22 protein-coding genes are annotated in these 24,121 nt (G+C 56.4%); 11 read left to right on the top strand and 11 right to left on the bottom strand.

Features of this window, described 5'->3' with window-relative positions:
* Nucleotides 1-16: 16 nt before the first annotated feature.
* Complete coding sequence (locus tag B9Q17_RS06145; RefSeq protein ID WP_058091207.1) at nucleotides 17-844, bottom strand: IclR family transcriptional regulator; 828 nt, start codon at nucleotides 842-844, stop codon at nucleotides 17-19.
* A 270-nt stretch (nucleotides 845-1,114) separates the two neighbouring features.
* On the opposite strand from B9Q17_RS06145, the gene B9Q17_RS06140 reads away from it, so the two are divergent.
* On the top strand, nucleotides 1,115-2,044 hold the full coding sequence (locus tag B9Q17_RS06140) for a 2-hydroxyacid dehydrogenase (RefSeq protein ID WP_094624527.1): 930 nt from the start codon (nucleotides 1,115-1,117) through the stop codon (nucleotides 2,042-2,044).
* A gap of 25 nt (nucleotides 2,045-2,069) precedes the next feature.
* Here the strand turns inward: B9Q17_RS06140 and B9Q17_RS06135 are convergent, their stop codons facing one another.
* Complete coding sequence (locus B9Q17_RS06135) at nucleotides 2,070-3,431, bottom strand: hypothetical protein (RefSeq protein ID WP_094624560.1); 1,362 nt, start codon at nucleotides 3,429-3,431, stop codon at nucleotides 2,070-2,072.
* A 132-nt stretch (nucleotides 3,432-3,563) separates the two neighbouring features.
* Between B9Q17_RS06135 and B9Q17_RS06130 the strand changes: the two genes are divergently transcribed.
* Both B9Q17_RS06130 and B9Q17_RS06125 read left to right on the top strand, forming a co-directional pair.
* Nucleotides 3,564-4,769, top strand: a complete 1,206-nt coding sequence (locus tag B9Q17_RS06130; protein ID WP_023008966.1) for a 3-oxoadipyl-CoA thiolase — start codon at nucleotides 3,564-3,566, stop codon at nucleotides 4,767-4,769.
* Nucleotides 4,770-4,787: 18 nt separating this feature from the next.
* Nucleotides 4,788-5,957, top strand: a complete 1,170-nt coding sequence (locus tag B9Q17_RS06125; RefSeq protein WP_058342387.1) for an acyl-CoA dehydrogenase — start codon at nucleotides 4,788-4,790, stop codon at nucleotides 5,955-5,957.
* Nucleotides 5,958-6,124: 167 nt separating this feature from the next.
* Here B9Q17_RS06125 and B9Q17_RS06120 read toward each other — a convergent pair whose 3' ends face one another.
* Nucleotides 6,125-7,567 (bottom strand): DcaP family trimeric outer membrane transporter, encoded by a 1,443-nt coding sequence (locus B9Q17_RS06120; RefSeq protein ID WP_244177325.1) that lies wholly within the window; start codon nucleotides 7,565-7,567, stop codon nucleotides 6,125-6,127.
* Between the two features lie 191 nt (nucleotides 7,568-7,758).
* Here B9Q17_RS06120 and B9Q17_RS06115 point away from each other — a divergent pair, with 191 nt between their 5' ends.
* From B9Q17_RS06115 to B9Q17_RS06100, 4 genes are all read left to right on the top strand, one after another.
* A complete protein-coding gene (locus B9Q17_RS06115) occupies nucleotides 7,759-8,955 on the top strand; it encodes an acyl-CoA dehydrogenase family protein (RefSeq protein ID WP_094624526.1) in 1,197 nt (398 codons plus the stop codon).
* 10 nt (nucleotides 8,956-8,965) lie between these two features.
* On the top strand, nucleotides 8,966-10,108 hold the full coding sequence (locus B9Q17_RS06110) for an acyl-CoA dehydrogenase family protein (RefSeq protein ID WP_094624525.1): 1,143 nt from the start codon (nucleotides 8,966-8,968) through the stop codon (nucleotides 10,106-10,108).
* Nucleotides 10,109-10,233: 125 nt separating this feature from the next.
* Nucleotides 10,234-10,995 carry a class II aldolase/adducin family protein gene (locus B9Q17_RS06105; protein WP_094624524.1) on the top strand — a complete coding sequence of 254 codons (762 nt, stop codon included), beginning with the start codon at nucleotides 10,234-10,236 and terminating at the stop codon, nucleotides 10,993-10,995.
* Nucleotides 10,996-11,027: 32 nt separating this feature from the next.
* On the top strand, nucleotides 11,028-11,483 hold the full coding sequence (locus tag B9Q17_RS06100; RefSeq protein WP_094624523.1) for a MaoC family dehydratase: 456 nt from the start codon (nucleotides 11,028-11,030) through the stop codon (nucleotides 11,481-11,483).
* A gap of 79 nt (nucleotides 11,484-11,562) precedes the next feature.
* Here B9Q17_RS06100 and B9Q17_RS06095 read toward each other — a convergent pair whose 3' ends face one another.
* From B9Q17_RS06095 to B9Q17_RS06065, 7 genes are all read right to left on the bottom strand, one after another.
* Nucleotides 11,563-13,221, bottom strand: a complete 1,659-nt coding sequence (locus B9Q17_RS06095; RefSeq protein ID WP_094624522.1) for a long-chain fatty acid--CoA ligase — start codon at nucleotides 13,219-13,221, stop codon at nucleotides 11,563-11,565.
* A gap of 25 nt (nucleotides 13,222-13,246) precedes the next feature.
* Entirely contained in the window at nucleotides 13,247-14,044 is a 798-nt protein-coding gene (gene surE, locus B9Q17_RS06090) for a 5'/3'-nucleotidase SurE (protein ID WP_244177324.1), read from the bottom strand.
* On the bottom strand, nucleotides 14,041-15,105 hold the full coding sequence (locus tag B9Q17_RS06085) for a phosphotransferase (RefSeq protein WP_094624521.1): 1,065 nt from the start codon (nucleotides 15,103-15,105) through the stop codon (nucleotides 14,041-14,043). Before B9Q17_RS06085 ends, surE begins: the two co-directional genes overlap by 4 nt.
* Before the next feature lie 80 nt (nucleotides 15,106-15,185).
* Complete coding sequence (locus B9Q17_RS06080) at nucleotides 15,186-15,953, bottom strand: SDR family NAD(P)-dependent oxidoreductase (protein ID WP_031210154.1); 768 nt, start codon at nucleotides 15,951-15,953, stop codon at nucleotides 15,186-15,188.
* 34 nt (nucleotides 15,954-15,987) lie between these two features.
* Complete coding sequence (locus B9Q17_RS06075) at nucleotides 15,988-17,190, bottom strand: acyl-CoA dehydrogenase family protein (RefSeq protein WP_094624520.1); 1,203 nt, start codon at nucleotides 17,188-17,190, stop codon at nucleotides 15,988-15,990.
* Nucleotides 17,191-17,256: 66 nt separating this feature from the next.
* Nucleotides 17,257-17,697, bottom strand: coding sequence for a PaaI family thioesterase (locus B9Q17_RS06070; RefSeq protein WP_094624519.1), 441 nt, complete (start codon nucleotides 17,695-17,697; stop codon nucleotides 17,257-17,259).
* A complete protein-coding gene (locus B9Q17_RS06065; RefSeq protein ID WP_094624518.1) occupies nucleotides 17,697-18,491 on the bottom strand; it encodes an SDR family NAD(P)-dependent oxidoreductase in 795 nt (264 codons plus the stop codon). Before B9Q17_RS06065 ends, B9Q17_RS06070 begins: the two co-directional genes overlap by 1 nt.
* A 140-nt stretch (nucleotides 18,492-18,631) precedes the next feature.
* Here B9Q17_RS06065 and B9Q17_RS06060 point away from each other — a divergent pair, with 140 nt between their 5' ends.
* Nucleotides 18,632-20,224, top strand: coding sequence for a class I adenylate-forming enzyme family protein (locus B9Q17_RS06060; protein WP_094624517.1), 1,593 nt, complete (start codon nucleotides 18,632-18,634; stop codon nucleotides 20,222-20,224).
* Here the strand turns inward: B9Q17_RS06060 and B9Q17_RS06055 are convergent.
* Entirely contained in the window at nucleotides 20,221-20,961 is a 741-nt protein-coding gene (locus B9Q17_RS06055; protein ID WP_094624516.1) for an enoyl-CoA hydratase/isomerase family protein, read from the bottom strand. The two genes, B9Q17_RS06060 and B9Q17_RS06055, sit on opposite strands and share 4 nt — an antisense overlap.
* Nucleotides 20,962-21,128: 167 nt before the next feature.
* Here B9Q17_RS06055 and dctP point away from each other — a divergent pair, with 167 nt between their 5' ends.
* The 3 genes from dctP (at nucleotide 21,129) to B9Q17_RS06040 (ending at nucleotide 24,118) form a co-directional block, all read left to right on the top strand.
* Complete coding sequence (gene dctP, locus B9Q17_RS06050; RefSeq protein ID WP_094624515.1) at nucleotides 21,129-22,175, top strand: TRAP transporter substrate-binding protein DctP; 1,047 nt, start codon at nucleotides 21,129-21,131, stop codon at nucleotides 22,173-22,175.
* A gap of 81 nt (nucleotides 22,176-22,256) precedes the next feature.
* Nucleotides 22,257-22,808 carry a TRAP transporter small permease subunit gene (locus B9Q17_RS06045; protein WP_094624514.1) on the top strand — a complete coding sequence of 184 codons (552 nt, stop codon included), beginning with the start codon at nucleotides 22,257-22,259 and terminating at the stop codon, nucleotides 22,806-22,808.
* Entirely contained in the window at nucleotides 22,808-24,118 is a 1,311-nt protein-coding gene (locus tag B9Q17_RS06040) for a TRAP transporter large permease (RefSeq protein WP_058342375.1), read from the top strand. Before B9Q17_RS06045 ends, B9Q17_RS06040 begins: the two co-directional genes overlap by 1 nt.
* The last annotated feature ends 3 nt before the right edge of the window (nucleotides 24,119-24,121 follow it).

The raw sequence follows: 24,121 nt of genomic DNA, 5'->3' as shown, positions 1-24,121 counted from the left end.
CTACCGGCAGCCTGGCCTAGACACCGAGCGATTCAATATCCCGGGCTAACATAGCCAGCTGGTGAGCATAGGAGTCGCGCAACTTGTCGCCAGGCACCAGGTACGACGGCGCCGCACAGGTCAGAACCATCGTAGTGCCATCCTGCAGGTGGATAGGTACACCGGCGGAGTTAATGTTCCGATCCCAGTCTCCCAGCGACAGGCAGAAACCGTGCTCCCGGTAATCTTCCATGGCCTGGTCCAGGCCTTCTTTAATTACCGGCCATTTTTCACCGTACTTCTTCGCCATGGCATCGTCGATCAGCTTGCGGGCCGGGTCGCTGATCGCGCAGTAATAGGCGCGCCCTGCAGAGGTTGTCGACATAGGCAGCTTCAGGCCAATATCCATCCGCAGGAGGGTTGCTTCAGGCGGCAGCCGGTTTTCTACATAAATCATGTGCAAGCGGTCGCGACAAGTCAGACCAACCGACATGTTGGTTTGCCGGGCGAACTCGTCCATGTAGGGCTTGGCCAGCTGACGCACCTTCAGGTTTGATACATAGGCGTAACCCAGAGCCAGCACGCCGGAACTAAGCTGATACTTTTCCAGCTGCTGGTTGTAGCCCAGATAACCCAGCTTGGTCAGCGTATAGGTCATGCGCGAAACGGTGGGCTTGGGAAGGCCGGTAATTCTGGCAATGTCCTGGTTGCCGAGAATGACAGACCCCTGACTGAACGCGCGCAGAACATCCAGCCCCCGGGACAATGCCTCCACAAACTTGCGATCCTTACCCGGCTGAACCGGCTCACCATCACCGGATGCCACTTGCAACTCCGGTGAGTTGTCCTGCTGTTTTTTTGCCATAACTTGCCTATTTCCTGAACTGCGTTGCCTGTCACGGATAGCCTGAAGAACCGTGGGCGTGAAAATTGGACACATTCTAGTCTATGAGAAACTCAAGAACCACAATCTGCCATCAAATTTCATGCCAGATTCGAAACACTGGCATTACCCGATGCCACGAAATAACCATGACGGAAACCCGGGCAACCTTTACCATAGTATAGCGATACTTTATTCTGCAATGCGGAACAAAGTCATATGCACGACAACAAACACTACTCAGGAGCATGTATGAAGGTACTTTTTGTAGCGGGCGATCCCAAACCAGAGCGCTGGACCGTACCTATCAAACAACTGCTACCAGAAGCAGACATTTATGTCTGGGATCCGGACGGACCGGCGATTAATGCAGACTACGCCATCGTATGGCAGCCCCCGGCGAAGCTGTTCGAGCGTGAAACCCGCCTGAAGGCCGTGTTCAACCTGGGCGCCGGTATCGACGGATTGCTGAAAGTCCCCAACCTGCCGGCAGACCTTACCGTGGTAAGACTGGAAGATGCCGGCATGTCGGTACAGATGGCCGAGCATGTACTGCACCAGATACTGGAAGTCAGCCGGCAGATGGAGCTGTACCGGGATCAGCAACGCCAGCGGCTGTGGAAGATACACCGCCCCATCAGCCGGAAAGAGTGGCCCATCGGCATTATGGGGCTAGGGCACATTGGCAAGCGTGTGGCCAGCACACTGGCAAGCCTGGACTATACGGTAAACGGCTGGGCCAGGAGTGAGCACACGGTAGAAGGCGTGCGCACCTTTGCAGGCAACGGGCAACTCGGAGAGTTTCTGGGGGCAACGCGAGTGCTGGTTAACACCCTGCCACTGACCAGCGAAACCGAAAACATCCTTAACTACGACCTGTTCAGCCAGCTCCAGCCGGGTGCGGTGCTGATCAACGTCGGCCGGGGGGAGCACCTCGTGGAAGAAGACCTGCTCAGGGCCTTGGATGAGGAGAAACTGCAGCGGGCCTCACTGGATGTGTTCCGCAAGGAACCTTTGCCGGCTGGCCACCCGTTCTGGGAGCGAACCGACATCACAATCACGCCGCACATTTCGGCGCGAACTCTTCGGGATGCCACGCTGGAGCAGATCACCGGGAAAATCCGGGACCATGCCAGCGGGCACCCCATCACAGGAATAGTCGACATAGCCCGTGGCTACTGACTAACCCGCGAGCCGATTCTGCCGGTCAACCCAGGACCGGCAGAAGTACCGCAAACACCGCCAGCAATAACAGCAACAGCGGCACCACCAGCAAGACAAAAACACCGTTCCACTGAAAGGCCACTACGTTGCGGGAAACCTGACCAAACCGTGACAGCAACATCACCGACGGCCCGAACGGCGACACCATCATTGCCAGCGAGAAACCAATAACCAGGCCAATTGCCACCAGCATCGGGTCAGCCCCGCTAGCCACAAGTTGCGCAAGCATGCCGGACTGAACGCTGAGCACGGTAATCGGAATCACGCCCGCCATGGAAAACAATGGCATGATTAACAAGCCAGCAGCTGCAATCAGGTAACTGCCCCACCCGCTCACCACAAGCCCGTCAAACAGATCTGCAGGCACCACAGTGGCAATCGACACCCCCAGCATGGCCGACCCGGCAAAGATCGCCATCTCGTTGGACATTACTGCCAACTGGCCCACCCCCTCTGCCACCGTGGCCCCCGGAGAGCGCTCCTGCCACAACATGTAGGCCAGGGTAACCGCCGGAACCGCCAGCATAGCCGCCACCGAAACTTTCACTCCCGCCAGCGCCACCAGCAACCCCATACAGGCAAACACCACCAGGACCAGTACGACTAACTTACCGGTTCCGGCGGGCCAGCCGTCCAGGGCAACCCGCTCACTGCTGATTTCCCTGAACCGCTGCCTTTCCAGCACCCAGCCAACCACAATCATCAGTAACGCTGCGACAAAACCAAAAGGCAAAATCGAGGACCAGCTCAGCTGCGGCAGCTCCCGGGTCAGAATGGCGACCGCCACACTGGTTGGCGCCACCAACGGCACCAGCGCAAATCCCCGCAAGGCGCTGATCAGCACACTCCTGAGCCACTGCAGCCGCGCCGCGCCCTCAATGCCCCGCTCTTTGAGACTGTCCGCCAGGGTGCCGCATAAAAGGCTCATCATCCCGAAGCTGAGTACCGAGGCAATACCGCAGCTCACCGCCGCATACTTTGGGTATAAAAGGGATACCCGACCCCCGAGCAGCACATCGTGGATACGCCTGAGGACTTCAAAGCGGCGCACCAGGCACTGCATCATCCCCAGGCTGCCCAAAAACGCCGAATAGAACGCTGCATCCGACAACGCATCAAGGGCACCGTCCATTCCGAGACGGCCGGTCACAAACAAACCAGCACTAAACGTGAGGGAAAGCAGGAACAACGTCCTTGCATAGACCTGAAGGCGCATCGCGCCCAGAACAAACACCAGGATGAATACCAGCCCGGCAGAGGCGCTAAGGGCTTTGCTCTGCAGACAAATCGCGACAAGCTCCATGACCACGGCACAAGCCAGCAGCCAGCGAAGAGTTCCATTCATAAACCAGTCAGCCACCAATGATGAACAATTCTTGCAATTGAGATAGACCCAGATTAGTCTTTTCCAATATCATTTACAAAACTATATTCCGCAGTTCGGAATTACCTAACCATAATCGATACGGCAATTCTTATGAACGCATACATCTATGATGGCTTGAGAACACCATTTGGGCGGCATGCAGGCGCCCTGGCCAAGGTTCGCCCCGACGACCTGCTGGCCGAGGTCATTCGCGCACTCATTGAGCGCAACGCCTTTGCTCCGGATAATTATGAAGACGTGATTGCCGGCTGCACCAACCAGGCCGGTGAAGATGCCCGCAACCTGGCGCGGCACGCCGGACTGCTGGCAGGCTTGCCGGTTGAAACCGGTGGCCAGACCGTTAACAGGCTGTGCGGCTCAGGCCTTGCCGCCATCATCGATGCTGCCCGCGCTATCCGTTGTGGCGAAGGTGAGCTGTTTGTAGCCGGTGGTGCCGAGAGCATGAGCCGCGCGCCGTTTGTGCTGGCCAAGTCCGAATCACCTTACAGTCGTGAATTCCGGGCCTTTGACAGCACCATTGGCGCGCGCTTCCCGAACCCACTGATCGAACGTCAGTTCGGTTCTGACACCATGCCTGAAACCGCAGACAACATTGCGCGCGAACTTAACCTGTGCCGACTGGAAGTGGATCGCTTTGCCGCGCAAAGTCAGGCCCGTTACGAGGCGGCCCGCCAGGAAGGCTTCTTCAAGGACGAGATCCTGCCCATTTCGGTGCCTCAGGGGCGCAAGCAACCGCCACTGACCGTGCAGGACGACGAGCATCCAAGGCCTACATCCAACCTCGAGGCGCTTTCCAATCTTCGCTCGCTGGCTGAAGATGGCGTGGTTACTGCCGGCAACGCCTCCGGCGTGAACGATGGCGCTGCCGCCCTGATTATCGGCTCCGAAGAAGCCGGCAAGCGGGCTGGCATCCAGCCCCGCGCACGTATCGTATCGGCTGCCATCGCCGGCGTTGCGCCCAATGTAATGGGCTACGGCCCGGTTCCGGCAAGCCAGAAAGCCCTGGCCCGGGCAGGCCTGACACTAAAAGACATGGATGTAATCGAGATCAACGAGGCGTTCGCCGCCCAGGTTCTCGGTTGCACCACCAAACTGGGAATCGATCCTTCCGATTCCAGACTCAACCCGAACGGCGGTGCCATCGCCGTGGGGCACCCTCTTGGCGCTTCCGGCGCCCGGATTGCCCTGACGGCGGTACGCCAACTCGAACGTACCGGTGGCCGTTACGCTCTGATCAGCATGTGCATTGGTGTAGGCCAGGGCATTGCTGCTGTAATTGAACGGGTTTCCAACTAACTTTTCAGGAGAACAACAATGGCTTCCGCACCTTGGGACGACCTGCTGAACTTTGAATCACAACTGGACGAAACCGAGCGTCAGGTACGCGACAGCATTCGCAGCTTCTGCGATAACCGTCTGATGCCCGGCATCGTCGAGGCAAACCGCCACGAAAAATTCGACCGCAGCATCTTCACCGAAATGGGTGAACTGGGCATGCTGGGTGCCACCCTGCCGGAAGAGTACGGCGGCCCCGGCCTGAACCACGTTTGCTACGGCCTGATCGCACGGGAAGTTGAGCGGGTCGACTCCGCCTACCGCTCCGCCCTGAGCGTACAGTCTTCACTGGTGATGTACCCGATCTTCTCTTACGGCAAAGAAGAGCTGAAAAAGCGCATTCTGCCGAAACTGGCCTCTGGCGAGTTTGTTGGCTGCTTCGGCCTGACCGAACCCAACCACGGGTCTGACCCCGGCGGCATGGAAACCCGAGCCAAGAAAGTCGATGGCGGCTACCTGCTGAGCGGCTCCAAGACCTGGATCACAAACTCCCCGATTGCCGACGTTTGCGTGGTCTGGGCCAAGCTGGACGGCGTGGTAAACGGCTTTGTGATCGAGCGCGAAGGCGCCACGGGCCTGGAAACCCCGAAGATTGAGGGCAAGTTCTCGCTGCGCGCCTCCGACACCGGTTCTATCTTTATGGACGAAGTCTTCGTTCCTGAAGAAAACCGCCTGGAAGTTGAAGGCCTGAAAGGCCCGCTGAGCTGCCTGACCAAGGCTCGCTACGGTATCAGCTGGGGCGCCCTGGGTGCCGCAGAGTTCTGCTGGCATGCAGCCCGCAACTACACCCTGGAGCGTAAGCAGTTTGGCAAGCCCCTGGCCGCCAACCAGCTGATCCAGAAGAAGCTGGTAGACATGCAGACTGAAATCACCCTTGGACTGCAATCTGTGCTGCAGCTGGGCCGCATGATGGATGCCGGCATTGCCACCCCGGATTCCGTTTCCCTTCTGAAGCGTAACAACTGTGGCAAGGCCCTGGACATCGCCCGCGTAGCCCGCGATATGCACGGCGGCAATGGTATCGCTGATGAATACCACGTTATCCGCCACGTTATGAACCTGGAAGCAGTTAACACCTACGAAGGCACCCACGACGTCCACGCCCTGATTCTGGGCCGTGGCCAGACTGGCATCCAGGCCTTCAGCTGATCCTTTCAGGAACAGTGTAAGCAAAGAACCCCTCCGCGGAGGGGTTTTTTAATGCCTGACATCCGGCAACGAGTTTCAGGCAGGCCCAAAAAAGCCCCGGCGTGCAGCGCACCCGGGGCAAGCGATGAAATACCTGATATTCGTTTTAACTCAACGGAAATCGCTGATCAGAATGACAACTTGGCGGAAGCCATTACCTGCTCATACTGCTGACTGCCGCTGCCGGCGATCTCGCCAAAGTCCCAGTAGGCATACTCAAGACCCAGAGTCAGGTTCTTATGAGCGGACCACAGCAGGTTAGCGTGGACTGAGGTGGAGGAGTCGAAATAGCTGAGAGTCCCTGCAGGAGAGAAGTCCAGATCGTCCACAATCTCGGTATGGGAAACCGTCAGGTTACTTCTCCAGGTTGAATTCCAGAAGTGACGGTAGGCCGCAGTGACCCCGTAGGTATTCAGCGGCTCAACCTTTCCGGCCGCCTGCTCAGCCCGATCCACATCCGGGTAGGTGAACAGCCCCATGTAACGGCCAAGCGCTCCATAGCTGTATTGCAGACGCAAGTCATCACGCCCAAACGTAGGAATACGGGCACTCAGAGATACAGCACCGGCTGCCTTGGTGTCCTCCGCAGCATCATCTTCCAGATGGCGCAGCAGGGCCGCAACAGAGTAGATACCGTAGTTGCCGCGAGTCTGATAGCGCGCTACGAGATCCGGATAGGACTGATCGCCATAGGATTCAGAGCCAAAACCATCTTCCGGGTTTTCGAGGGCGACCATCAACTTGCCACCCGGAGCGGACATGTTATAGCGGAGCATCGGCTGTCGGGTATAGATAAAGGCAGCCTGTTTACCTTGGTCCAGAATCTCTGGCAATGCAGCCAGATCGGTAAAGGTTGTGAAGGTCTGGCCAAAATCCCAACCATTCCAGGAGCCATACGCCTGCCGCATGCGCGGATTATAGCTGTTTGAGACAACTTCATTGCCGGGAGCATCAGCCGCGGTGTTGAAATCCATTTCGATGTACGTGGTCAAATCATGGCCGGCAACATCCTCGGTCTTGGTACCAATGCTGATACGAGATTCACGGGCAGAGAAGCCTGTTTTCCAGTCGCTCTCACCTTCATTGGCCGCCTTGGCAAGCGTCCGGGGCAAACCAATGGAGTAACCGTTGCTGATTCCATTACCGTTGGATCCGAAAATCACATCGGCCTTGATGAACCCGCCAAACGAAATCGTGGTGTCACCAATCTTGATGCCTTTGCCATCACGCAACAGATAACGGCTATCGTCCCGCGTTTCAGGGGCAGTCGACACAGCACCTTCCAGCTTTCCTTCCAGAACCTGGATGCGCTCACGCAGCTCTTCCAGCTCTGTGTTGCTCTGCGCCTGGGCAGTTACCGAGCCAAGCATCAGCAGAGGTGCACCCGCCAGGGCTACGGCGCGGACCAGCGGATGGGTGGCAAAACGGGTTGTTGTTGTCATCTTGAAAAACCTCGCATCGGAGTTGGTTAGCGTCTTTATTGTTAAATCTACGGGACTGGCACATACCTTCGCGCAATAATTCCGCACAGCGGAACTGCTGGTTATTTGCATTTCATTATGCAGTACCATCTTCCACGCATCCGAATATAGATGAAGATTTTTATATCAACAAGTCCATTTATCTTTTTGCATGTCTACAACGATGCATTTTTTTGACAGTTGATTCCGTTAGCATTGACATCCACCGTTTGGTTGATGGATCATTGGGTAATTCTGCTATGCGGTATACATTTTCGCTAAGAGCACGGTGAGGGTTACCTATGAACATGAATTACACAGCCGAGGAATTGGCTTTCCGCGACGAAGTTCGCGCATTTCTGGATGCCAAGCTGCCTGCGGACATCGCAGCTAAGGTGAAAGGCTTTCGCAAGCTGAGCAAGGAAGACCACCAGCGGTGGCAAAAAATTCTCAGCGAGCAAGGCTGGTACGCCACGCACTGGCCGGAACAGTACGGGGGTGTCAGCTGGACACCGGTCCAAAAGCACATCTGGGATGAAGAGTCCTGCCGTTACGGCGTGCCCCGCTCCATTCCCTTCGGCGTAAATATGGTGGCTCCGGTCATCATCAAGTTCGGCTCCGAAGAACAGAAGCAGCAATACCTGCCCCGGATTCTGAGCGGCGAAGACTGGTGGTGTCAGGGTTATTCCGAGCCAGGCGCGGGTTCTGACCTGGCTTCCCTGAAAACACGGGCTGTGCGCGAAGGCGACCATTACATCGTTAATGGCCAGAAGACCTGGACCACGCTGGGCCAGCACGCCAACATGATCTTCTGCCTGGTACGCACCAACACTGAAGTGAAGGCGCAGGAAGGCATCTCATTCCTGTTGATCGACATGAATACCCCGGGCATCACCGTTCGTCCGATCATCACTCTGGACGGCGAGCACGAAGTTAATGAAGTCTTCTTTGAAGACGTGAAGGTTCCGGCCGAAAACCTGGTAGGTGAAGAAAATAAAGGCTGGACCTATGCCAAGTACCTGCTCACCTACGAGCGCACCGGCCTGGCCGGCATCGGCCTGTCCAAGGCAGCGCTGACACACCTCAAGCAGCTGGCCAGCCGTCAGGTGAAGAACGGCAAACCCCTGATTCAGGATCAGACCTTCAGCCAACGTATCGCGCAGGTCGAAATCGACCTGATGGCAGCAGCGATCAGCAACCTGAGAATTGTTGCCTCGGTAGAGGGCGGCGGCGTTCCGGGAGCGGAAAGTTCCATGCTGAAAGTGCGCGGCACCGAGATTCGCCAGGCCATCAACGACCTGGCACGCCGGGCGATCGGGCCTTACGCCATTCCGTTTGTTGAAGAAGAGATGGACCAGGCCTATGACGGCGAATTCTTGTCTGACCCGGGTGCTGCTCCTCTGGCTGCCCATTACTTCAACAACCGCAAGCTGTCTATTTTCGGTGGATCAAACGAGATCCAGAAGAACATCGTTTCGAAAATGATTCTGGGACTTTAAGGAGGCGACCATGGATTTCCGACTCAACGAAGAGCAGCAAATGCTGCAGGACACCGTGGCTCGTCTGGTTCGCGGTGAGTACAGCTTCGAAAAACGGCTGGAATACAGCGAATCAGAGCTTGGCTTCAGTGAAAGTTTCTGGAAGCAACTGGGCGAACTGGGCCTGATGGCGGTGCCATTCCCCGAGGAACTCGGCGGCTTTGGCGGCACCGGCGTTGAAGTTCAAAGCGTGATGACCGAGCTGGGCCGCGGTCTGTGCATCGAGCCGTACCTCCAGTCTGTGGTTCTCGGCGGCGGGCTGATCAGCCAGGCCGGCAATGAACAGCAGAAAGAACAGTGGCTGGCAGGCATAGCAACAGGCGAAACCCAGGTAGCCGTTGGCCTGCAGGAGCCCCAGAGCTTCTACAACACAAATGACGTAGAAACCACCGCCGAGAAAGCCGGCAGCGACTATGTTCTTAACGGCCGCAAAGCGGTTGTAATCGGTGGCCATAGTGCCGACCTGCTGGTGGTTTCTGCTCGCACCTCTGGCAGCAGCCGTGATGCCTCTGGCATCAGCTTGTTTGTCATCGACGCCAACGCTGATGGCCTGGAGCGTCGCAGCTACCCGACTATTGACGGCGCCAAGGGCTGCGACCTGCTCCTGAACAATGTCAAGGTGGGTGCAGACGCTCTGCTGGGAAGCGAAGGCGAAGCGGCCGATGCTATTGAATACCAGGTTGGCCGTGCCATTTCCGCTCTGTGTGGTGAGGCGGTCGGCGTTATGGAAGTCGCCTGTGACCTGACCCTGGACTACCTCAAGCAGCGCAAGCAGTTTGGCGTACCCATCGGTAAGTTCCAGGTACTTCAGCACCGGATGGCTGACATGATGTCCGAACTGGAGCAGGCTCGTTCAATGGCCATCCTTGCCGCCAGTGTGGCTGATGAGCCTCAGAGCGACGAGCGCCGTCGGGTAATTGCGGCCGCTAAAAACGTAATTAGTCGCAGCGCCCAGTTTATTTCCGAAAAGGGCGTTCAGTCCCACGGAGGTATCGGCATGACCTGGGAATACAACTTTGCCCACTACGCCAAGCGCCTGGTGATGATCAACCACCAGCTGGGCGATGATGACTTCCATCTTGAGCGCTATGCCGCTCTGCTGGAAGCCAACTGATACCAAATCAGTGAACCTTGGGTCTGTCTCCACATCAGTCAGGACCCTCTTTCCGGGTGGCCTATGCCACCCCTTTTTTATGCCCGGAATAACCTTGAGTAATCATTCTCTGCGGAGGAACAATCATGACAAAAAACCACCCGGACGAAATGCAGGCTGATCTGAGAAAAGCCGAATGGAAAATAAGAACCGAACTGGCTGCTGCCTATCGACTGGTAGCCCTGTTTGGCTGGGACGACCTGGTGTTCACCCATCTGTCAGCCCGGGTGCCCGGGCCTGATCATCACTTTCTGATCAATCCCTACGGATTGCTGTTCCATGAAATGACCGCCTCATCCCTGGTGAAAGTCGACCAAAATGGCGAAGTCGTGGAGGCTGGCGGGCTGCGCAGGGTTAACCCGGCGGGGTTTACCATCCACAGTGCCGTACATATGGGGCGTGAAGATGCCGGAGCCGTCATGCACCTGCATGCAGCAGATGGTGTTGCGGTATCAGCCCACCGTGATGGCCTCCAGCCCCTGAGCCAGACCGCCATGCTGTGCCTTGAGCACCTGAGTTACCACGAATATGAAGGCGTAGCGCTCAACCTTGATGAGAGGGAGCGCCTGATCCAGGATCTGGGTAGCAAATCCATGATGATCTTGCGAAATCACGGCATTCTGACCGTGGGCCGCGACGTGCCGGAAACCTTCACATACCTCTACTTCCTGATGAAGGCCTGCGAGATACAGGTAAAAGCGCAGAGTTGTGGCCCGGTATACATGCCCACCCAACAGGCTATCGACACCACGGCGGATCAATCAGGCTCACTCGGCAAGGCAGCAAAGCTCACCTGGCCCGCCCTTCTGAGACTGCTTGATGCCAGGTCTCCTGGCTACAACGTTTGAGCCCTTCATCAATCCACTATCAGGAAGGTCCTATGATTACTGTTGATATTAATGAACTGGCAGCCTATCAGGGCATGCTCATTGGCCACAGCCCCTGGGTAACCGTGAGCCAGGCCATGATAAACGCCTTTGCCGAAACCACCGGCGACCATCAGTGGATCCATGTGGATGTCGACCGGGCCAGCCGGGAGTCACCCTGGAAGAGCCCGGTAGCCCATGGCTACCTGACGGCATCACTGATCCCCAAGCTCAACAGCGAGGTCATCAAGGTGACCGGTACTTCAGCCACCATCAACTATGGCCTGAACAAGCTGCGTTTTCCGGCGGCGGTGAAGGCTGGCTCGGATATCCGGTCCCGGGTTGAGCTGGCATCCCTGAAGCAGGTGGATGATCACCGCCTGCTGGCCACCTACCAGACCGTGGTGGAAATAAGGGACGAAGACAAGCCAGCCTGCGTACTGGAAAATCTGGCCATGTACGTGGTCTGAGCCTTCCGGTCAGTGCAAAAAGGCGGCAAGCCCTGAGAGTGGGGGGGAGCCGCCTTCCTAACTTCCAGTGTTGTGCAAGCTACTTCTGCCACTCCTGCTCCTGAAGTGTCCGCCACATCAGCTTTCCGGTCGGTGATTTTGGCAACTCATCAACAAATTCAATGATGGTTGGTACCTTGTAGGCCGCCATTTGCTCCTTACACCAACTGATGATGTCATCCTTGGTTGTTGTGTTTTCAGCCTCAGGCGTTAGTACAATACAAGCCTTGACCGTTTCACCACGCTTGGGGTCCGGGGCAGAAATAATGCAAACTTCGTGGATGGATGGGTGACGGTACATCAACCCTTCTACCTCAGACGGCCAGACCTTGAAGCCAGACGCGTTGATCATGCGTTTGACCCGATCCACCATGAAGAAATAGCCGTCTTCGTCGTAGTAACCCAGGTCGCCGGTACGGAAGAAACGCTTACCATCGATTTCGACGAACGAGGCCTCGGTATCCACGGGTCGATTCCAGTAACCCAGAGTGACCTGAGGCCCGCAGGAAACGATCTCGCCGGTCTCTCCCACGCCTTTTTCTTCAAGTGTGTCGACATCGATAATCCGGCTGTCAACATCAAATACCGGAATCCCCAGACATTGCGGTTTAGGGTTGTTACCGGGGTTGATGTGGGTAGCTGCCATGGTTTCAGACAAGCCGTATCCTTCGATGTAATCAAGGCCTGTCAGCTTTTTGAGCTTTTCCGCCACCGCAACAGGCATCGCGGCACCACCACCCCCGATCATGTTCAGGCTGCTGATGTCGTAGCTACCCAGCTCCGGGTTTGACAGAAAATCCACCGCCATAGTGACGATATTGGTCCAGCCGGTGACCTTGTAGCGCTCAATCAGGCGCGCCGCGGTGGTTCTGTCCCAACGGGTCATGATTACGGAAGTGGCACCCGAGAAGATGGGGCCGTTCATGGAGCCCGTCATACCAGTTACATGGAAGAATGGCAGCGTGGAAAGCTGCACACCATCGGGCGTAGACAGGTTCCAGAATACCCGGTGCACGGCTGTCGCCATTACCGACCGGTGAGTGTGCATGCAGCCCTTGGGTGCCCCGGTGGTACCGGAGCTGTACGGGATAACGGCAAGGTCATCCGGGCCGGCAGTATGTTCACCGGGCTTGTGTCCGGCTTCCAGGGCCGCCTCCCAGGTAACCACTCCCGGTATATCCCTGGACCACGCGGGCGCAGCAACTTCAGCCGGCAATGTCAGGTCGGTTTCCGGGTTAATGTAGGTGTTGTAAGACGCAACAATCACTTGTTCCAGGTTGGTCTCACCAATCAACGGCGCGATGAAGCCCGCCAGTTCCTGGCCCGCCATGCACACCGTGGAGCCAGTATCCGAAATATAGTGCTCAAGCTCCGCCGCGCGGTTCATGGGATTCACAGGAATAACCACGGCGTCGGCCCGCAGGATGGCATAGTAGGAGATCACATACTGCGGGGAGTTCTGCATATAAAGCAGGACCCGATCACCCTTCTTGACCCCCTGGGCCTGCAGGTAACCCGCCATAGTATCGACTTCTCGCTTAAGCCGGGCATAGGTCATGGGCGCATCGTAGAAAACGATGGCATTGTGGTCCGGATAACGCAGTGCCGAGAGTTCCAGGTTGGTGTACAGACTGGTTTTCGGCAGGGTCATGGTTTTGGGCAGATCTTTCGGCCAAACCTTGTAGTGGCGTGTAAACATATTCTTGTTCTCCCCCTGGGTTAATTCAGTCAACCGCTTGAGCGGACAAATCAAAATAATCAACAGCCCCGGGCAAGGGCTCGTCATGGCGTAACGGTGAAATGGCAACGGCTTTTTCACGAAGTACGGTCACATCCGCATCCGGCGCCACAATGTGGCGTGAGCTCCGGTCAAAACCAAGCCACCAGTAAGGCAGGCTGCGCGCATCACGGCCAGCGACCAGTGTTGGCTTCTGGATAGAGCCGTTGGACTGCCGACACCATCGGGCTGCGGTAATATCGGCCGCTTCACAGGCTGGAAAGTTCACATTCCACGCCAGAACCTGGCCGGGGCGGTAAAGTCTGCGAATGACAGCTTCAGCAAAGGTTTCCACCGGCGACCAGCGGACGTCGTCCCGGTTCAGGTAAGCCTGGCTCAGCGCAATGGCCGGAATGTTCATGTGGTGTGCACTCAGTACCGCACCAACGGTACCGGAGTACTGGACCGAATCACTGATGTTCGCACCACAATTCACACCGGAGAGCACCAGGTCTGGCGGTGTTTCCCCGAACCACTCGGCCAGGGAATACAACACGCAATCGGCCGGCGTGCCAGACACCGAATAACGATTAGCCCCAACCTGATAAACCCGTAACGGACTGTGAATGGATATGCTCTGGCCAGCTCCGCTGCGATCATGTTCCGGCGCCACAACCCAAACCTCATCGGCCAACCGCCGGGCAATGGTTTCAAGGATCGCGATACCCGGCGCATTGATGCCGTCATCGTTGGTAATCAGAATTCGATTGGCAATCTTGCCCTGCATAATCACTTCTCCGCTCATGGCTTCCGGCCTTCACAAGCGATTTGCCAGCCAATATCCGCCAGCAGGCTGGCACGCTTGCCAACTTCCAGCGCATTGGCGTTGGCAGCATTGCCATCCAGGGCCCGCTTGTACACACCCTGAAGAATGGCTGCCAGCCGGAATAACGAAAACGACAGGAATACGTGCCAGTCATCAATGCCGTCTCTGCCGGTTTGCGCGCAGTACCGGGCAATGGTTTCCTGCTCGCTTGGTATACCAAGCTCCTGCAGATCTTCGCCATTCAGGCCACGCATACCGGGCATATCAGCAGGCAGGTGGTATGGCAGGCAGTAATAGGCAAGGTCTGCCAGCGGATGCCCGAGAGTCGACAGTTCCCAATCCAGGATCGCGATTACTTCCGGGCGATCCGGTGCCAGCATCAGGTTGCCAAACCGGTAGTCACCGTGGGCAATCGAAGTCTCGTCCCTGGCCGGGAGGTTCTCCGGCAACCAGGACATCAGTTTGTCCATGGCCGGCAGGTCATCCGTCCGGGATGCGAGATATTGCTTGCTCCAGCGAGCCACCTGGCGGGACACATAGCCCTCCGGACGGCCGTAATCTGCCAGTCCAATAGCGTTGACATCCACAGAGTGCAAAGCTGCCAGCGTGTCGATAGCTGAGTGATGAGCCCTCATTCGCTCTTCACGCTCCAGCTCTTTGAGTGCTGAATGGGAGTGAATCCTGCCTTCCAGAAAATCCATCACGTAGAAGGGAGTGCCAATGACCTCACTGTCTTCACACAGTACGCGAGCATTGGGTACCGGAACGGATGTGTGTTCAGCGAGCGCGCGCATAACGCGGTATTCCCGCTCCACCATGTGAGCCGAAGGCAGCGTCTTTCCCGGGGGCTTCTTCCGCAGTACATAACGCCTGTTGCCGGTATCCAGCAGAAAGGTGGGATTGGATTGCCCGCCCTGAAACTGCTTCACGTCCATCTGGTTACCGAAGTCCGGCAATGCCTGCTGAAGCCAGTTGAGCAGGCGGGCTTCATCGAATTTGTGGGCTGGCAGAACCGCTACCAGCTCTGGAGTCATGCTCATGATTATCTCTTGTCGTTATGTTCTGATAACCCCTGGCGCCAGACAGGGCCCGGCGGCAGGGGTGTTGCGGTTTCCCGGTATCAGCAGATGGTTTCACCACCGTCGGCAACAATCACCTGCCCGGTAATGTAGGCACTGGCCGGGGTCGCCAGGAAAACAGCCAGGCCGGCAATATCGATCGGATCACCGATGCGCCGAAGCGGGGTTTTGTCTTCTGCCCGCTTTACGCGAACCGGGTCTTCCCAAAGCGCCTTGGCAAAATCGGTCTTGATCAGGCCCGGCGCAATGCTGTTCACACGGATACCCTTCGGCCCCCACTCAACGGCCAGGTTGCGTGCCAGGGCAGCTTCTGCCGCCTTGGACACACCGTAAGTGCCGATAGTGGTGTTGCCGCGAATACCGGCAATACTGGACAGCAGCACCACAGAACCTGAGCCCTTTTCGGCCATCTGTGGCAGCACCATATTGGTGAGCCAGAAGGTTCCCTTGACGTTGGTGTCCATGATCTTGTCCCAGGCGTCGTCGGTCATCTCAGCGGTCGGACCATACACCGGGTTGGTCGCGGCGTTGCAAACCAGAACGTCGATGGTGCCCCAGGCTTCGTTAGTTTTGTCGACCAGGTTTTGCAGGTCCTCCTTCTTGCCGACGTGACAAGCGATGGCCATGGCATCAAAGCCCTGGGCCCGCATTTCACTGGCTACCTGTTCACAGGCTTCCGCCTTACGGCTGGATATCACAACCCGGGCGCCACAGCGGGCCATTTCTTCGGCAATGGCCCGGCCAATGCCCTTGGTGGAGCCTGTGATAACAGCCACTTTCCCGGTCATATCAAATAATGGATTAGTCATTTCCGAATCCTTATTACTCTGGGTAACAGCTGTTTCAGCGGTACTGACGCAATTCAAGTTTGGCGACGGAATCCAGGTGAACCTCATCCGGGCCGTCTGCCAGGCGCAGGGTACGGACTTTCGCCCAGGCCGACGCCAGGAAGGTGTCCTGGCTGACGCCAGCACCACCGTGCACCTGTATTGCGCGGTCGATGACCTTCAGGGCCATGCTCGGGGCAATCACCTTGATCATGGCAATTTCCTGACGGGCCACTTTGTTGCCTACGGTATCCATCATATGGGCAGCCTTGAGGGTCATGAGGCGAGCTTGCTCGATGTCGATGCGACTACGGGCAATGTCTTTCCGGATGGAATCAAATTCGGACAGCGGGCGACCAAAGGCCTCACGGGCATTCGCGCGCTTGCACATCAGCTCCAGCGCACGCTCGGCGACACCGATGGTGCGCATGCAATGGTGGATACGGCCCGGCCCGAGGCGCCCCTGGGCGATTTCAAAGCCGCGACCTTCACCCAGCAGGATATTACTGACCGGTACACGCACGTTGTCGTAGTGAATCTCGGCGTGGCCGTGCGGCGCATGGTCATAACCGAATACCGTCAGCGGGCGAATCATTTTCACCCCGGGTGCATCCAGTGGCACCAGAATCATCGACTGCTGCTGGTGCTTGGGAGCGGTGGGATCGGTTTTGCCCATAACGATGGCAATCTTGCTGGTGGTGGTCATGGCACCTGAAGACCACCACTTACGACCGTTGATAACGTACTCGTCACCGTCCCGACGGATCTCGCAAGCAATGTTGGTTGCGTCAGAGGAAGCGACGTCCGGCTCTGTCATGGAAAAGCAGGAACGGATTTTTCCATCCAGAAGCGGCTTCAGCCACTGTTCCTGCTGTTCCTCGTTTCCGTAACGGGCAATGGTCTCCATGTTGCCGGTGTCCGGCGCGGAGCAGTTGAATACCTCGGGAGCCATCTCGGAGCGGCCCATAATCTCGCACAGATGTGCGTACTCGAAGTTTGTCAGCCCGGCACCCAGATCACTTTCTGGCAGGAACAGGTTCCACAGCCCGGCAGCCTTCGCTTTTTCTTTCAGCTCTTCAATGATCGGAACCGGTGCCCAACGGTTCTCCGCGGTTGCCACCTGATGGTGATGCTTTTCTTCATTCGGGTAGATATAGGCATTCATGAACTCGGTTAATTCGGCCTGCAGTTTCTTGGCCTTGTCAGACAGCTCGAACATATCCGCTTCCTCTCTGTTCAGTTATTTGCGACTGCTACTAACGCCGGCAATCGCGTTAGCAGGCATTCAGACGGGAACGCCTTCAGGTTTCTCACTACCAGAACGTATCCGGAAAGTGCCCTCACCGATTGCAAGCAGATTGCCCTGCTCGTCGTGAACTTCACCGGTACTGTTAAAAATCCTGCTTCCACCCGCGCGCTTACGACCGGTCACCCGGATTACGCCCCCGGTGCACTGCCCGGTAAACGTGGTGGTCAGCGAAAGCGTAATGGCTTTGCGCATGCGCCCGGGGTAGGGGCAGTAGGTGCCGGCTTCGGCCATGACAATATCCAGCAGGGAGGTCAGTACTCCACCATGGATAACACCACCCAGATTCAGGTGATCCGCCTGGATTTCCAGCTCGATCACGGCCTCGTCCTCTTCCCACGACACCTGCCGGTAGCCCAGCATGTTGTGAAAACCCGGCAAGTCTTTGCCACCGGTAATGTGCAGACTACTGTTGCTCATCAGGCTTTCATTCCAGGCAGGTTGAGGGACGCGGTGTTCCCGCCATCAACGGCCAGGGCCTGGCCGGTAATGTAACTTGCGTCGTCACTGGCGAGAAAAAGGATGGCGGCAGCAATTTCCGCGGGATCGCCATAACGGCGCAACTCACAACGGGAGCCGAGCTTGTGGGCCTTTTCGTGTGCCCGGGCATAGTCAAAGACTTTCTGGGTCATACCGGTTTCAACCAGCCCGGGACAAACAGCGTTTACCCGCACGTTGTCCAGCCCCAGGTCACAGGCTGCGGTCATGGTCAGGTTGATCACGCCGGCCTTTGATGCGCTGTAGGCATTGCCTCCAGCCCCCGAACGAATACCGGCAACAGATGCAGTATTGACAATGCTGCCCTTCTTGCGGGCCTGCATGTGAGGTGCAACGTGCTTTATCGTCAGCATGGTTCCCAGCAGGTTTACAGCGAGCACTTTCTCCCACTCGTCACGACTGTTCTCGGTGACCGGCGGATGGGCTCCGGAAATACTGGCGATACCGGCGATATTGCACAGCACATCAATCTGGCCAAAGGTCTTCATGGTTTCGGCTACCAGGGCAGTTACCGCAGCCTCATCAGCAACATCTGCCACCCGACGCAGCACAGATACACCATCAGCCATCTGATTCTCGGTTTCGAGCAAGCCGCCCTCGGCGACATCAACAAGCACAACGGATGCCCCTTCGCGACCCAGCCTGAGTGCGGTTGCCCGCCCGATACCACTTCCGGCCCCGGTGACGATTACCACTCGCTGATCAAATCGCCCCATGAAATTCTCCCCGCTAACATGATTTATTTTTGTGTGTTCTATTTTGCTTTCCAGATAATTTGTCACGCGCAACGGTTATGAGTCAATATAATTGGAAGTTAATTTCATCTAGCAAAACTACAACATCAAAGGATGACAAAATGAAAACGCGATTTGACGAAATGCCCGTATACGCTCCCACTGACTCCGGCGAAGCCATGGAGGCCATCGGTTTTCGTATTCAAGCCTTTGCCAGCGGACAAGGCGACAAGACCGCGATCATCGACGAAAAGGGAGCACTCAGCTGGGCCGGCCTGCTGCATGAGGTCAACCGCATTGCCAACAGGCTGCGACAGGCCGGCCTTAAAAAAGGCGACTGCGTTGCGGCCTTGTCGGAAAACAGCAGGGAAATGGTGGCCCTCTATCTGGGAACCCTGGTGGCGGGTGGCTGCATGGTGCCGCTTTCCGGTATGGCCAGCGGCGAATCCCTGGCTCTGATGATTCGTGACTGCGGCTCCAGGTTCCTGTTCGTTTCCCGTAAAAACCTCGATATCTGGGCCGAAGCCAGCCTCAGGGCCGGCCTGAATCACGATGAGGTGATCGGGCTGGACAACGATGCTGCCGGACAGCATTTAAAGGACTGGCTGGGCTCGATTCCCGCCGAGCCAGACCCGGCGCCGGTAACACTGAACGATCCGTTCAACATCATTTACAGTTCAGGCACGACCGGAACTCCCAAGGGCATACTCCACGACTACCGGTTCCGCCAGCGGCAAATGGTCAGGATGAGCCGGTTCGGGCTCAACGGTGAAGCCGTTAACCTTGTATCGACACCAATGTACTCCAACACCACCCTGGTATCGGTGCTACCGACCATTTTCTATGGCGGCACCCTCGTGCTGATGGCCAGGTTTGATGCCCGTCGCTTCCTTGAACTGGCAGAACAGCACAAAGTCACCCACGCCATGCTGGTGCCCGTGCAGTTTGAGCGCATATTGGCGGTTCCGGACTTCGACCAGTTTGACCTTTCAAGCTTCAAGCTCAAGCTCTGTACCAGTGCGCCGCTCCGGGCCCATGTGATCGCCGAAACCATGAAACGCTGGCCAGGCAATATCCGGGAGGTCTATGGCCTCACAGAAGGCGGCATTTCCACCAGCCTCGACTGCGCTGCCTATCCGGACAAATGGGATACCGTCGGACTGCCCACCGAAGGGGCTGAAGTAAGGGTGGTCAGCGAAGATGGCAAGGAGCTGCCTCAGGGTGAGATCGGCGAGATTGTCGGGCGCGCGATTTCCATGATGCGGGGTTACGTAAACCGCCCGGAGCAGACCAGGGAGATGCTGTGGCAAAGCCCCGATGGACTTGCCTTTTATCGCAGCGGCGATATGGGCCGCATTGACGAAGACGGCTTTGTTCATATTCTCGACCGCAGGAAAGACATGATTATTTCCGGCGGTTTCAACATCTACGCCGTAGACCTGGAAAAAGTCGTCCTCAGCCATCCTGCGGTATCCGATGCTGCGGTTATCGGCATACCCAGCAGCCAATGGGGCGAAACTCCCCTCGCTCTGGTGGTAAAGAAATCCGGATGCCAGGAAACAGAAGAGGAAATCCGGGACTGGGCCAACCAGCATCTGGGCAAGACCCAGCGCCTCAGTGCCGTAGAGTTCCGGCAGGAACTGCCTCGCTCTACCATTGGCAAGGTCTTGAAGCGGGAGCTAAGAACGCCTTACTGGGATAACAGCGCCGGTTAACGGCGCTGCATACGATTCAGGGCATCACGGCAGTCATCGGAACGCAAGCGCTCACTGAACACACCGCGCTCCCGGTCCAATGCCTGCTGCACCTGGTCGCGCCATGGCGCCTTCATTAAACGCTTGCTGGCCCGCAATGCGTCTCGGGGCTTTTCTCCCAGCCTGCCCGCCAGGGCCAGGGCCGAATCCACAGCCCGTCCATCATCTACCACCCGGCTTACCAGGCCACACTCACCGGCCTGGGTGCCATCCAGGGTTTCACCAAGCAACAGCAATTCAGCAGCCATCCGGGAGCCAAGGTGCAATGGCATGGTCACAGTTGAAGCAGCCTCCGGCACCAACCCCAAATCGACAAAGGCAGTTTTGAACCTGGCCGAGCGCCCCGCAAATACGCTGTCGCAATGGAGCAACATAGTGGTGCCAATACCAATCGCCAACCCTTCCACCGCCGCTATCACCGGAGTATCACACGCCATCAATTCTTCAATGAATGCAAGGCCGGCAGAGGGTTTCGGGTTTTCGTCCGTAGCCCGCGCCCGGAAATCATCAAGATCGTTGCCGGCGGTAAACACACCTTCAGCACCCGAGATGACGATGGCATGCACATGCTGGTCAGAACTTGCCTCCCGCACATAACCTGCCAGCTGCTCATACATGTTTCGGTTCAGGGCGTTCTTCTTATCCGGACGATCTATGACAAGATGGATCGTTTTTTCTTGGCTATATTTCTTGATCATGTACATCTCCTGGGTGTCGCCCTCCCCCTCTGAAACAGGAGAAAAACGTCCTATTGCAAATGGCAAATCTTGTGATAAAGTCGAACAACAAAAGTTCACGGTGCAGTCTTATATTCTGCACTGCGAAACACGAGCAATGCAACTATAACAAGTACTGGAGCAAACTTATGAGCTTCCTTGCCACATTCAGAAAAAACCTTACTACCTATGCATCCGCGTTAACACTGGGTGTATCTGCTGTTGTCGCCAGCGCACCTGTATACGCTGAAAAAACCTACACCTGGAAGGTTCAGTCCCACTGGCCAGGCTCCAGCAGCTCCTACCAGGACAGCCTTGGTCGACTGAAGGATGTGATCGAAGAACGCTCTGAAGGCCGGATCAAGCTCCAGCTGTTTGAAGCAGGCGCTATGTTCAAGGCCACAGAAACCTTCAATGCCGTGAGTCGTGGCATTCTGGAAATGGGTACGATTTCTCCCGGTTATGCCCAGGACAAGATGACCCTGGCCGGCATTGCTTCTGGCCTGCCCTTCGCATTCCGAAACGTTTGGGAAGCCGCGTACTTCCACCAGAACATGGGCTTCGAACAAATGCTGCGGGATGAAGCCGCCAAGTCTGGCGTTTACTGGGCAACCGACAAGGTTTACCCGACCGAAATGGTTACCAGCAAACCCATCAACAGCTGGGAGGACTTCACGGGGCTGAAAATCCGTTCCTCCGGTGCGCTTCAGAAGTTCCTGACCGAAGCCGGTGCTTCCGCTTCCTATATCCCGGGCAGTGAACTGTACACCGCACTGGATTCCGGCATTGTAGACGGCGCCCACTGGGGCGCTGCCCAGGGTGCTGCGAGCATGGGCCTGTACGATGTTGCCAAGTACCACGTTCAGCCTGCGCTGAACATTGCCGGCACTGATGTCATCATCGTCAGCCAGAAGGCCTTGGACAAACTTCCTGAAGACCTCCAACAGGTAGTGAAGCAGGCTCTGGATGAGCAATTCTGGATTCGTACCAACCAGTATCTGTACAAAGAGCGTATCGCCCTGGCCAAGGCCGTTGCTGATCAAGGTGTTGAAGTAAACGTGATGCCTGATGATGTTCAGCAGAAGCTTGCCCAGACCGCCCAGGGCATGTGGGATGAAGAAGCCAAGCGCAGCGATGAGGCCAAGAAGGCTCTGAGCCTGCTCAAGCAGTTCCTTGGCGAACTTGGCTACCTCTGATCTTAAACGCAACACCACAGGCCCCGATTAACCCCCGGGGCCTGTTTTCTCAGTTCACATCAAAGTCCCCCGGAGAGTGCCATGAGCGTAGTCAGCGCATTCATGAAAGGCGTCACCAGGCTCAACGAGTACGTTGGCCGATGTATAGCCCTGATCGTCTTTCCCATGTTTGTCTTTCTGATACTTGAAGTAGCTCTGCGCTATTTTTTCAATTCACCTTCGGTGTGGACAAATGAACTGACACAGCTGCTGTTCGGTGTATACGCAGTAATGTCTGGCGGATACATCATGGCCCACCGCGGGCACGTGAATGTCGATCTGCTGCACTCGACGCTTAAGCTGAGGGCCCAAGGCTTTGTCGACATTTTCACCTCTATTCTGTTTTTCATTTTCATGCTGGCGCTGGTCTGGTTCAGCTTTGACATGGCCTCTGAGTCGTTCGAAAGCCGGGAAACCTCCTTTTCTGCCTGGAACCCGCCTATCTGGCCAGCCAAGGGAGCCATCTTTGTTGCCTCTGTTTTGATGCTGCTGCAAGGCATTGTGAGGTTGCTGGAGGATATCGCCATCGCATTTAACCTGAGCTATTACGACCCCACCGAGCGGAAAAGCCATTCTGAAGAAGGAGAAGCATAATGAGCATTGAAGTCATGACGCTTCTTTTCTTTGGTTCGCTGCTGTTTTTCCTGTTACTTGGCCTGCCACTGGCATTCGTGCTGGGTGGTGTGTCTGTTGTTTTTCTTTATTTCACCTGGGGCTTTGACTCCTTCTACATGGTGGTTTCCCAGATCTGGGGCACCATGGAAAGCTTTACATTGGTGGCCATACCACTGTTTGTATTCATGGCAATGATACTTGAACGCACAGGTGTTGCGCGAGACTTGTACCGCATGATGTATCTCTGGTTCGGCGGCCTCCGGGGCGGCCTGGCCATCGGTACTCTGGGTATTTGTGCGGTATTTGCAGCCATGGTGGGCATCAGCGGTGCGGCAGTGGTCGCTATGGGTGCGATCGCACTCCCCTCCATGCTCTCCCGGGGTTACGACAAGCAGATGGCACTCGGGGTGATCAATACTGGTGGCGGCTGGGGTGTTCTGATTCCGCCAAGTATCCTGATGATTCTGTATGCCCTGATTACGGGTGTATCCGTAGGCAAGATGTTTGCTGCAGGTGTTATGCCCGGCATTATGCTGATGGTACTCACCACCCTCTATATTGTTGTCCGCTGCGCCCTGCAGCCAGACCTGGCACCAGCGCTTCCTAAAGAAGACCGGGCATCCTGGCCTGAAAAGTTCCGCGCCCTGCGCTCTGTTCTCCTGCCGATCAGCGTGGTGGGAATGGTACTGGGCTCCATCATGGGCGGGCTCACCACACCGACAGAAGCCGCAGCCATGGGTGTCCTCGGTGCGCTGATTTCAGCAGCGGTCTACGGCGAGTTCAAATGGTCAGTACTGAATGAAGCCGCGATCCGCACCCTCAAGCTGACTGGCTTGACCATGTGGATCCTGTTTTCGGCCCACGCATTCAGCTCTGCTTATCAAAGCATGGGAGCCCAGGCCCTGATTGAAAGCATTATGGCCATGATCCCGGGTGGAGCCTGGGGCACTATTATTGCCATGATGGTCATCATCTTCTTCCTGGGGATGGTTCTGGACCCTGTCGGCATTATGATGATCACTCTGCCGGTATTTATTCCGATTATCACGGCATTAGGGTTTGACCCAATCTGGTTCGGCATTCTGTTCGTGATCAATATGGAGATCGGTTACAAGACACCACCCTTCGGTTTCAACCTGTTCTATCTGAAAGGTGTAGTGCCTCCGTCGGTCACAATGAACGATATCTACAAGTCGATCATTCCGTTTGTACTGGTAGAAATCGTTGGGATCATCCTGATCATGATCTTCCCGGAGATCGCAACCTGGTTGCCGGAATTACTCTTCTGAGAT

The organism is Marinobacter vinifirmus (genome assembly GCF_002258215.1).
GTDB classification, from domain to species: Bacteria; Pseudomonadota; Gammaproteobacteria; order Pseudomonadales; family Oleiphilaceae; genus Marinobacter; species Marinobacter vinifirmus.
Note: the sequence above shows the minus strand (reverse complement) of the source record. Positions and strands in the feature narration are given on the sequence as shown.

Bases quoted from the DNA above. Each gene is read 5' to 3' on its own strand.
- B9Q17_RS06065 (WP_094624518.1), bottom strand. From the start codon at position 18,491: ATGGGGCGATTTGATCAGCGAGTGGTAATCGTCACCGGGGCCGGAAGT.
- B9Q17_RS06060 (WP_094624517.1), top strand. From the start codon at position 18,632: ATGAAAACGCGATTTGACGAAATGCCCGTATACGCTCCCACTGACTCC.
- B9Q17_RS06055 (WP_094624516.1), bottom strand. From the start codon at position 20,961: ATGATCAAGAAATATAGCCAAGAAAAAACGATCCATCTTGTCATAGAT.
- B9Q17_RS06070 (WP_094624519.1), bottom strand. From the start codon at position 17,697: ATGAGCAACAGTAGTCTGCACATTACCGGTGGCAAAGACTTGCCGGGT.
- B9Q17_RS06115 (WP_094624526.1), top strand. From the start codon at position 7,759: ATGAACATGAATTACACAGCCGAGGAATTGGCTTTCCGCGACGAAGTT.
- B9Q17_RS06075 (WP_094624520.1), bottom strand. From the start codon at position 17,190: ATGTTCGAGCTGTCTGACAAGGCCAAGAAACTGCAGGCCGAATTAACC.
- B9Q17_RS06095 (WP_094624522.1), bottom strand. From the start codon at position 13,221: ATGTTTACACGCCACTACAAGGTTTGGCCGAAAGATCTGCCCAAAACC.
- B9Q17_RS06100 (WP_094624523.1), top strand. From the start codon at position 11,028: ATGATTACTGTTGATATTAATGAACTGGCAGCCTATCAGGGCATGCTC.
- B9Q17_RS06080 (WP_031210154.1), bottom strand. From the start codon at position 15,953: ATGACTAATCCATTATTTGATATGACCGGGAAAGTGGCTGTTATCACA.
- B9Q17_RS06120 (WP_244177325.1), bottom strand. From the start codon at position 7,567: ATGGTACTGCATAATGAAATGCAAATAACCAGCAGTTCCGCTGTGCGG.
- B9Q17_RS06125 (WP_058342387.1), top strand. From the start codon at position 4,788: ATGGCTTCCGCACCTTGGGACGACCTGCTGAACTTTGAATCACAACTG.
- B9Q17_RS06085 (WP_094624521.1), bottom strand. From the start codon at position 15,105: ATGAGCATGACTCCAGAGCTGGTAGCGGTTCTGCCAGCCCACAAATTC.
- surE (WP_244177324.1), bottom strand. From the start codon at position 14,044: ATGAGCGGAGAAGTGATTATGCAGGGCAAGATTGCCAATCGAATTCTG.
- B9Q17_RS06145 (WP_058091207.1), bottom strand. From the start codon at position 844: ATGGCAAAAAAACAGCAGGACAACTCACCGGAGTTGCAAGTGGCATCC.
- B9Q17_RS06135 (WP_094624560.1), bottom strand. From the start codon at position 3,431: ATGAATGGAACTCTTCGCTGGCTGCTGGCTTGTGCCGTGGTCATGGAG.
- B9Q17_RS06110 (WP_094624525.1), top strand. From the start codon at position 8,966: ATGGATTTCCGACTCAACGAAGAGCAGCAAATGCTGCAGGACACCGTG.
- dctP (WP_094624515.1), top strand. From the start codon at position 21,129: ATGAGCTTCCTTGCCACATTCAGAAAAAACCTTACTACCTATGCATCC.
- B9Q17_RS06140 (WP_094624527.1), top strand. From the start codon at position 1,115: ATGAAGGTACTTTTTGTAGCGGGCGATCCCAAACCAGAGCGCTGGACC.
- B9Q17_RS06040 (WP_058342375.1), top strand. From the start codon at position 22,808: ATGAGCATTGAAGTCATGACGCTTCTTTTCTTTGGTTCGCTGCTGTTT.
- B9Q17_RS06130 (WP_023008966.1), top strand. From the start codon at position 3,564: ATGAACGCATACATCTATGATGGCTTGAGAACACCATTTGGGCGGCAT.
- B9Q17_RS06045 (WP_094624514.1), top strand. From the start codon at position 22,257: ATGAGCGTAGTCAGCGCATTCATGAAAGGCGTCACCAGGCTCAACGAG.
- B9Q17_RS06105 (WP_094624524.1), top strand. From the start codon at position 10,234: ATGACAAAAAACCACCCGGACGAAATGCAGGCTGATCTGAGAAAAGCC.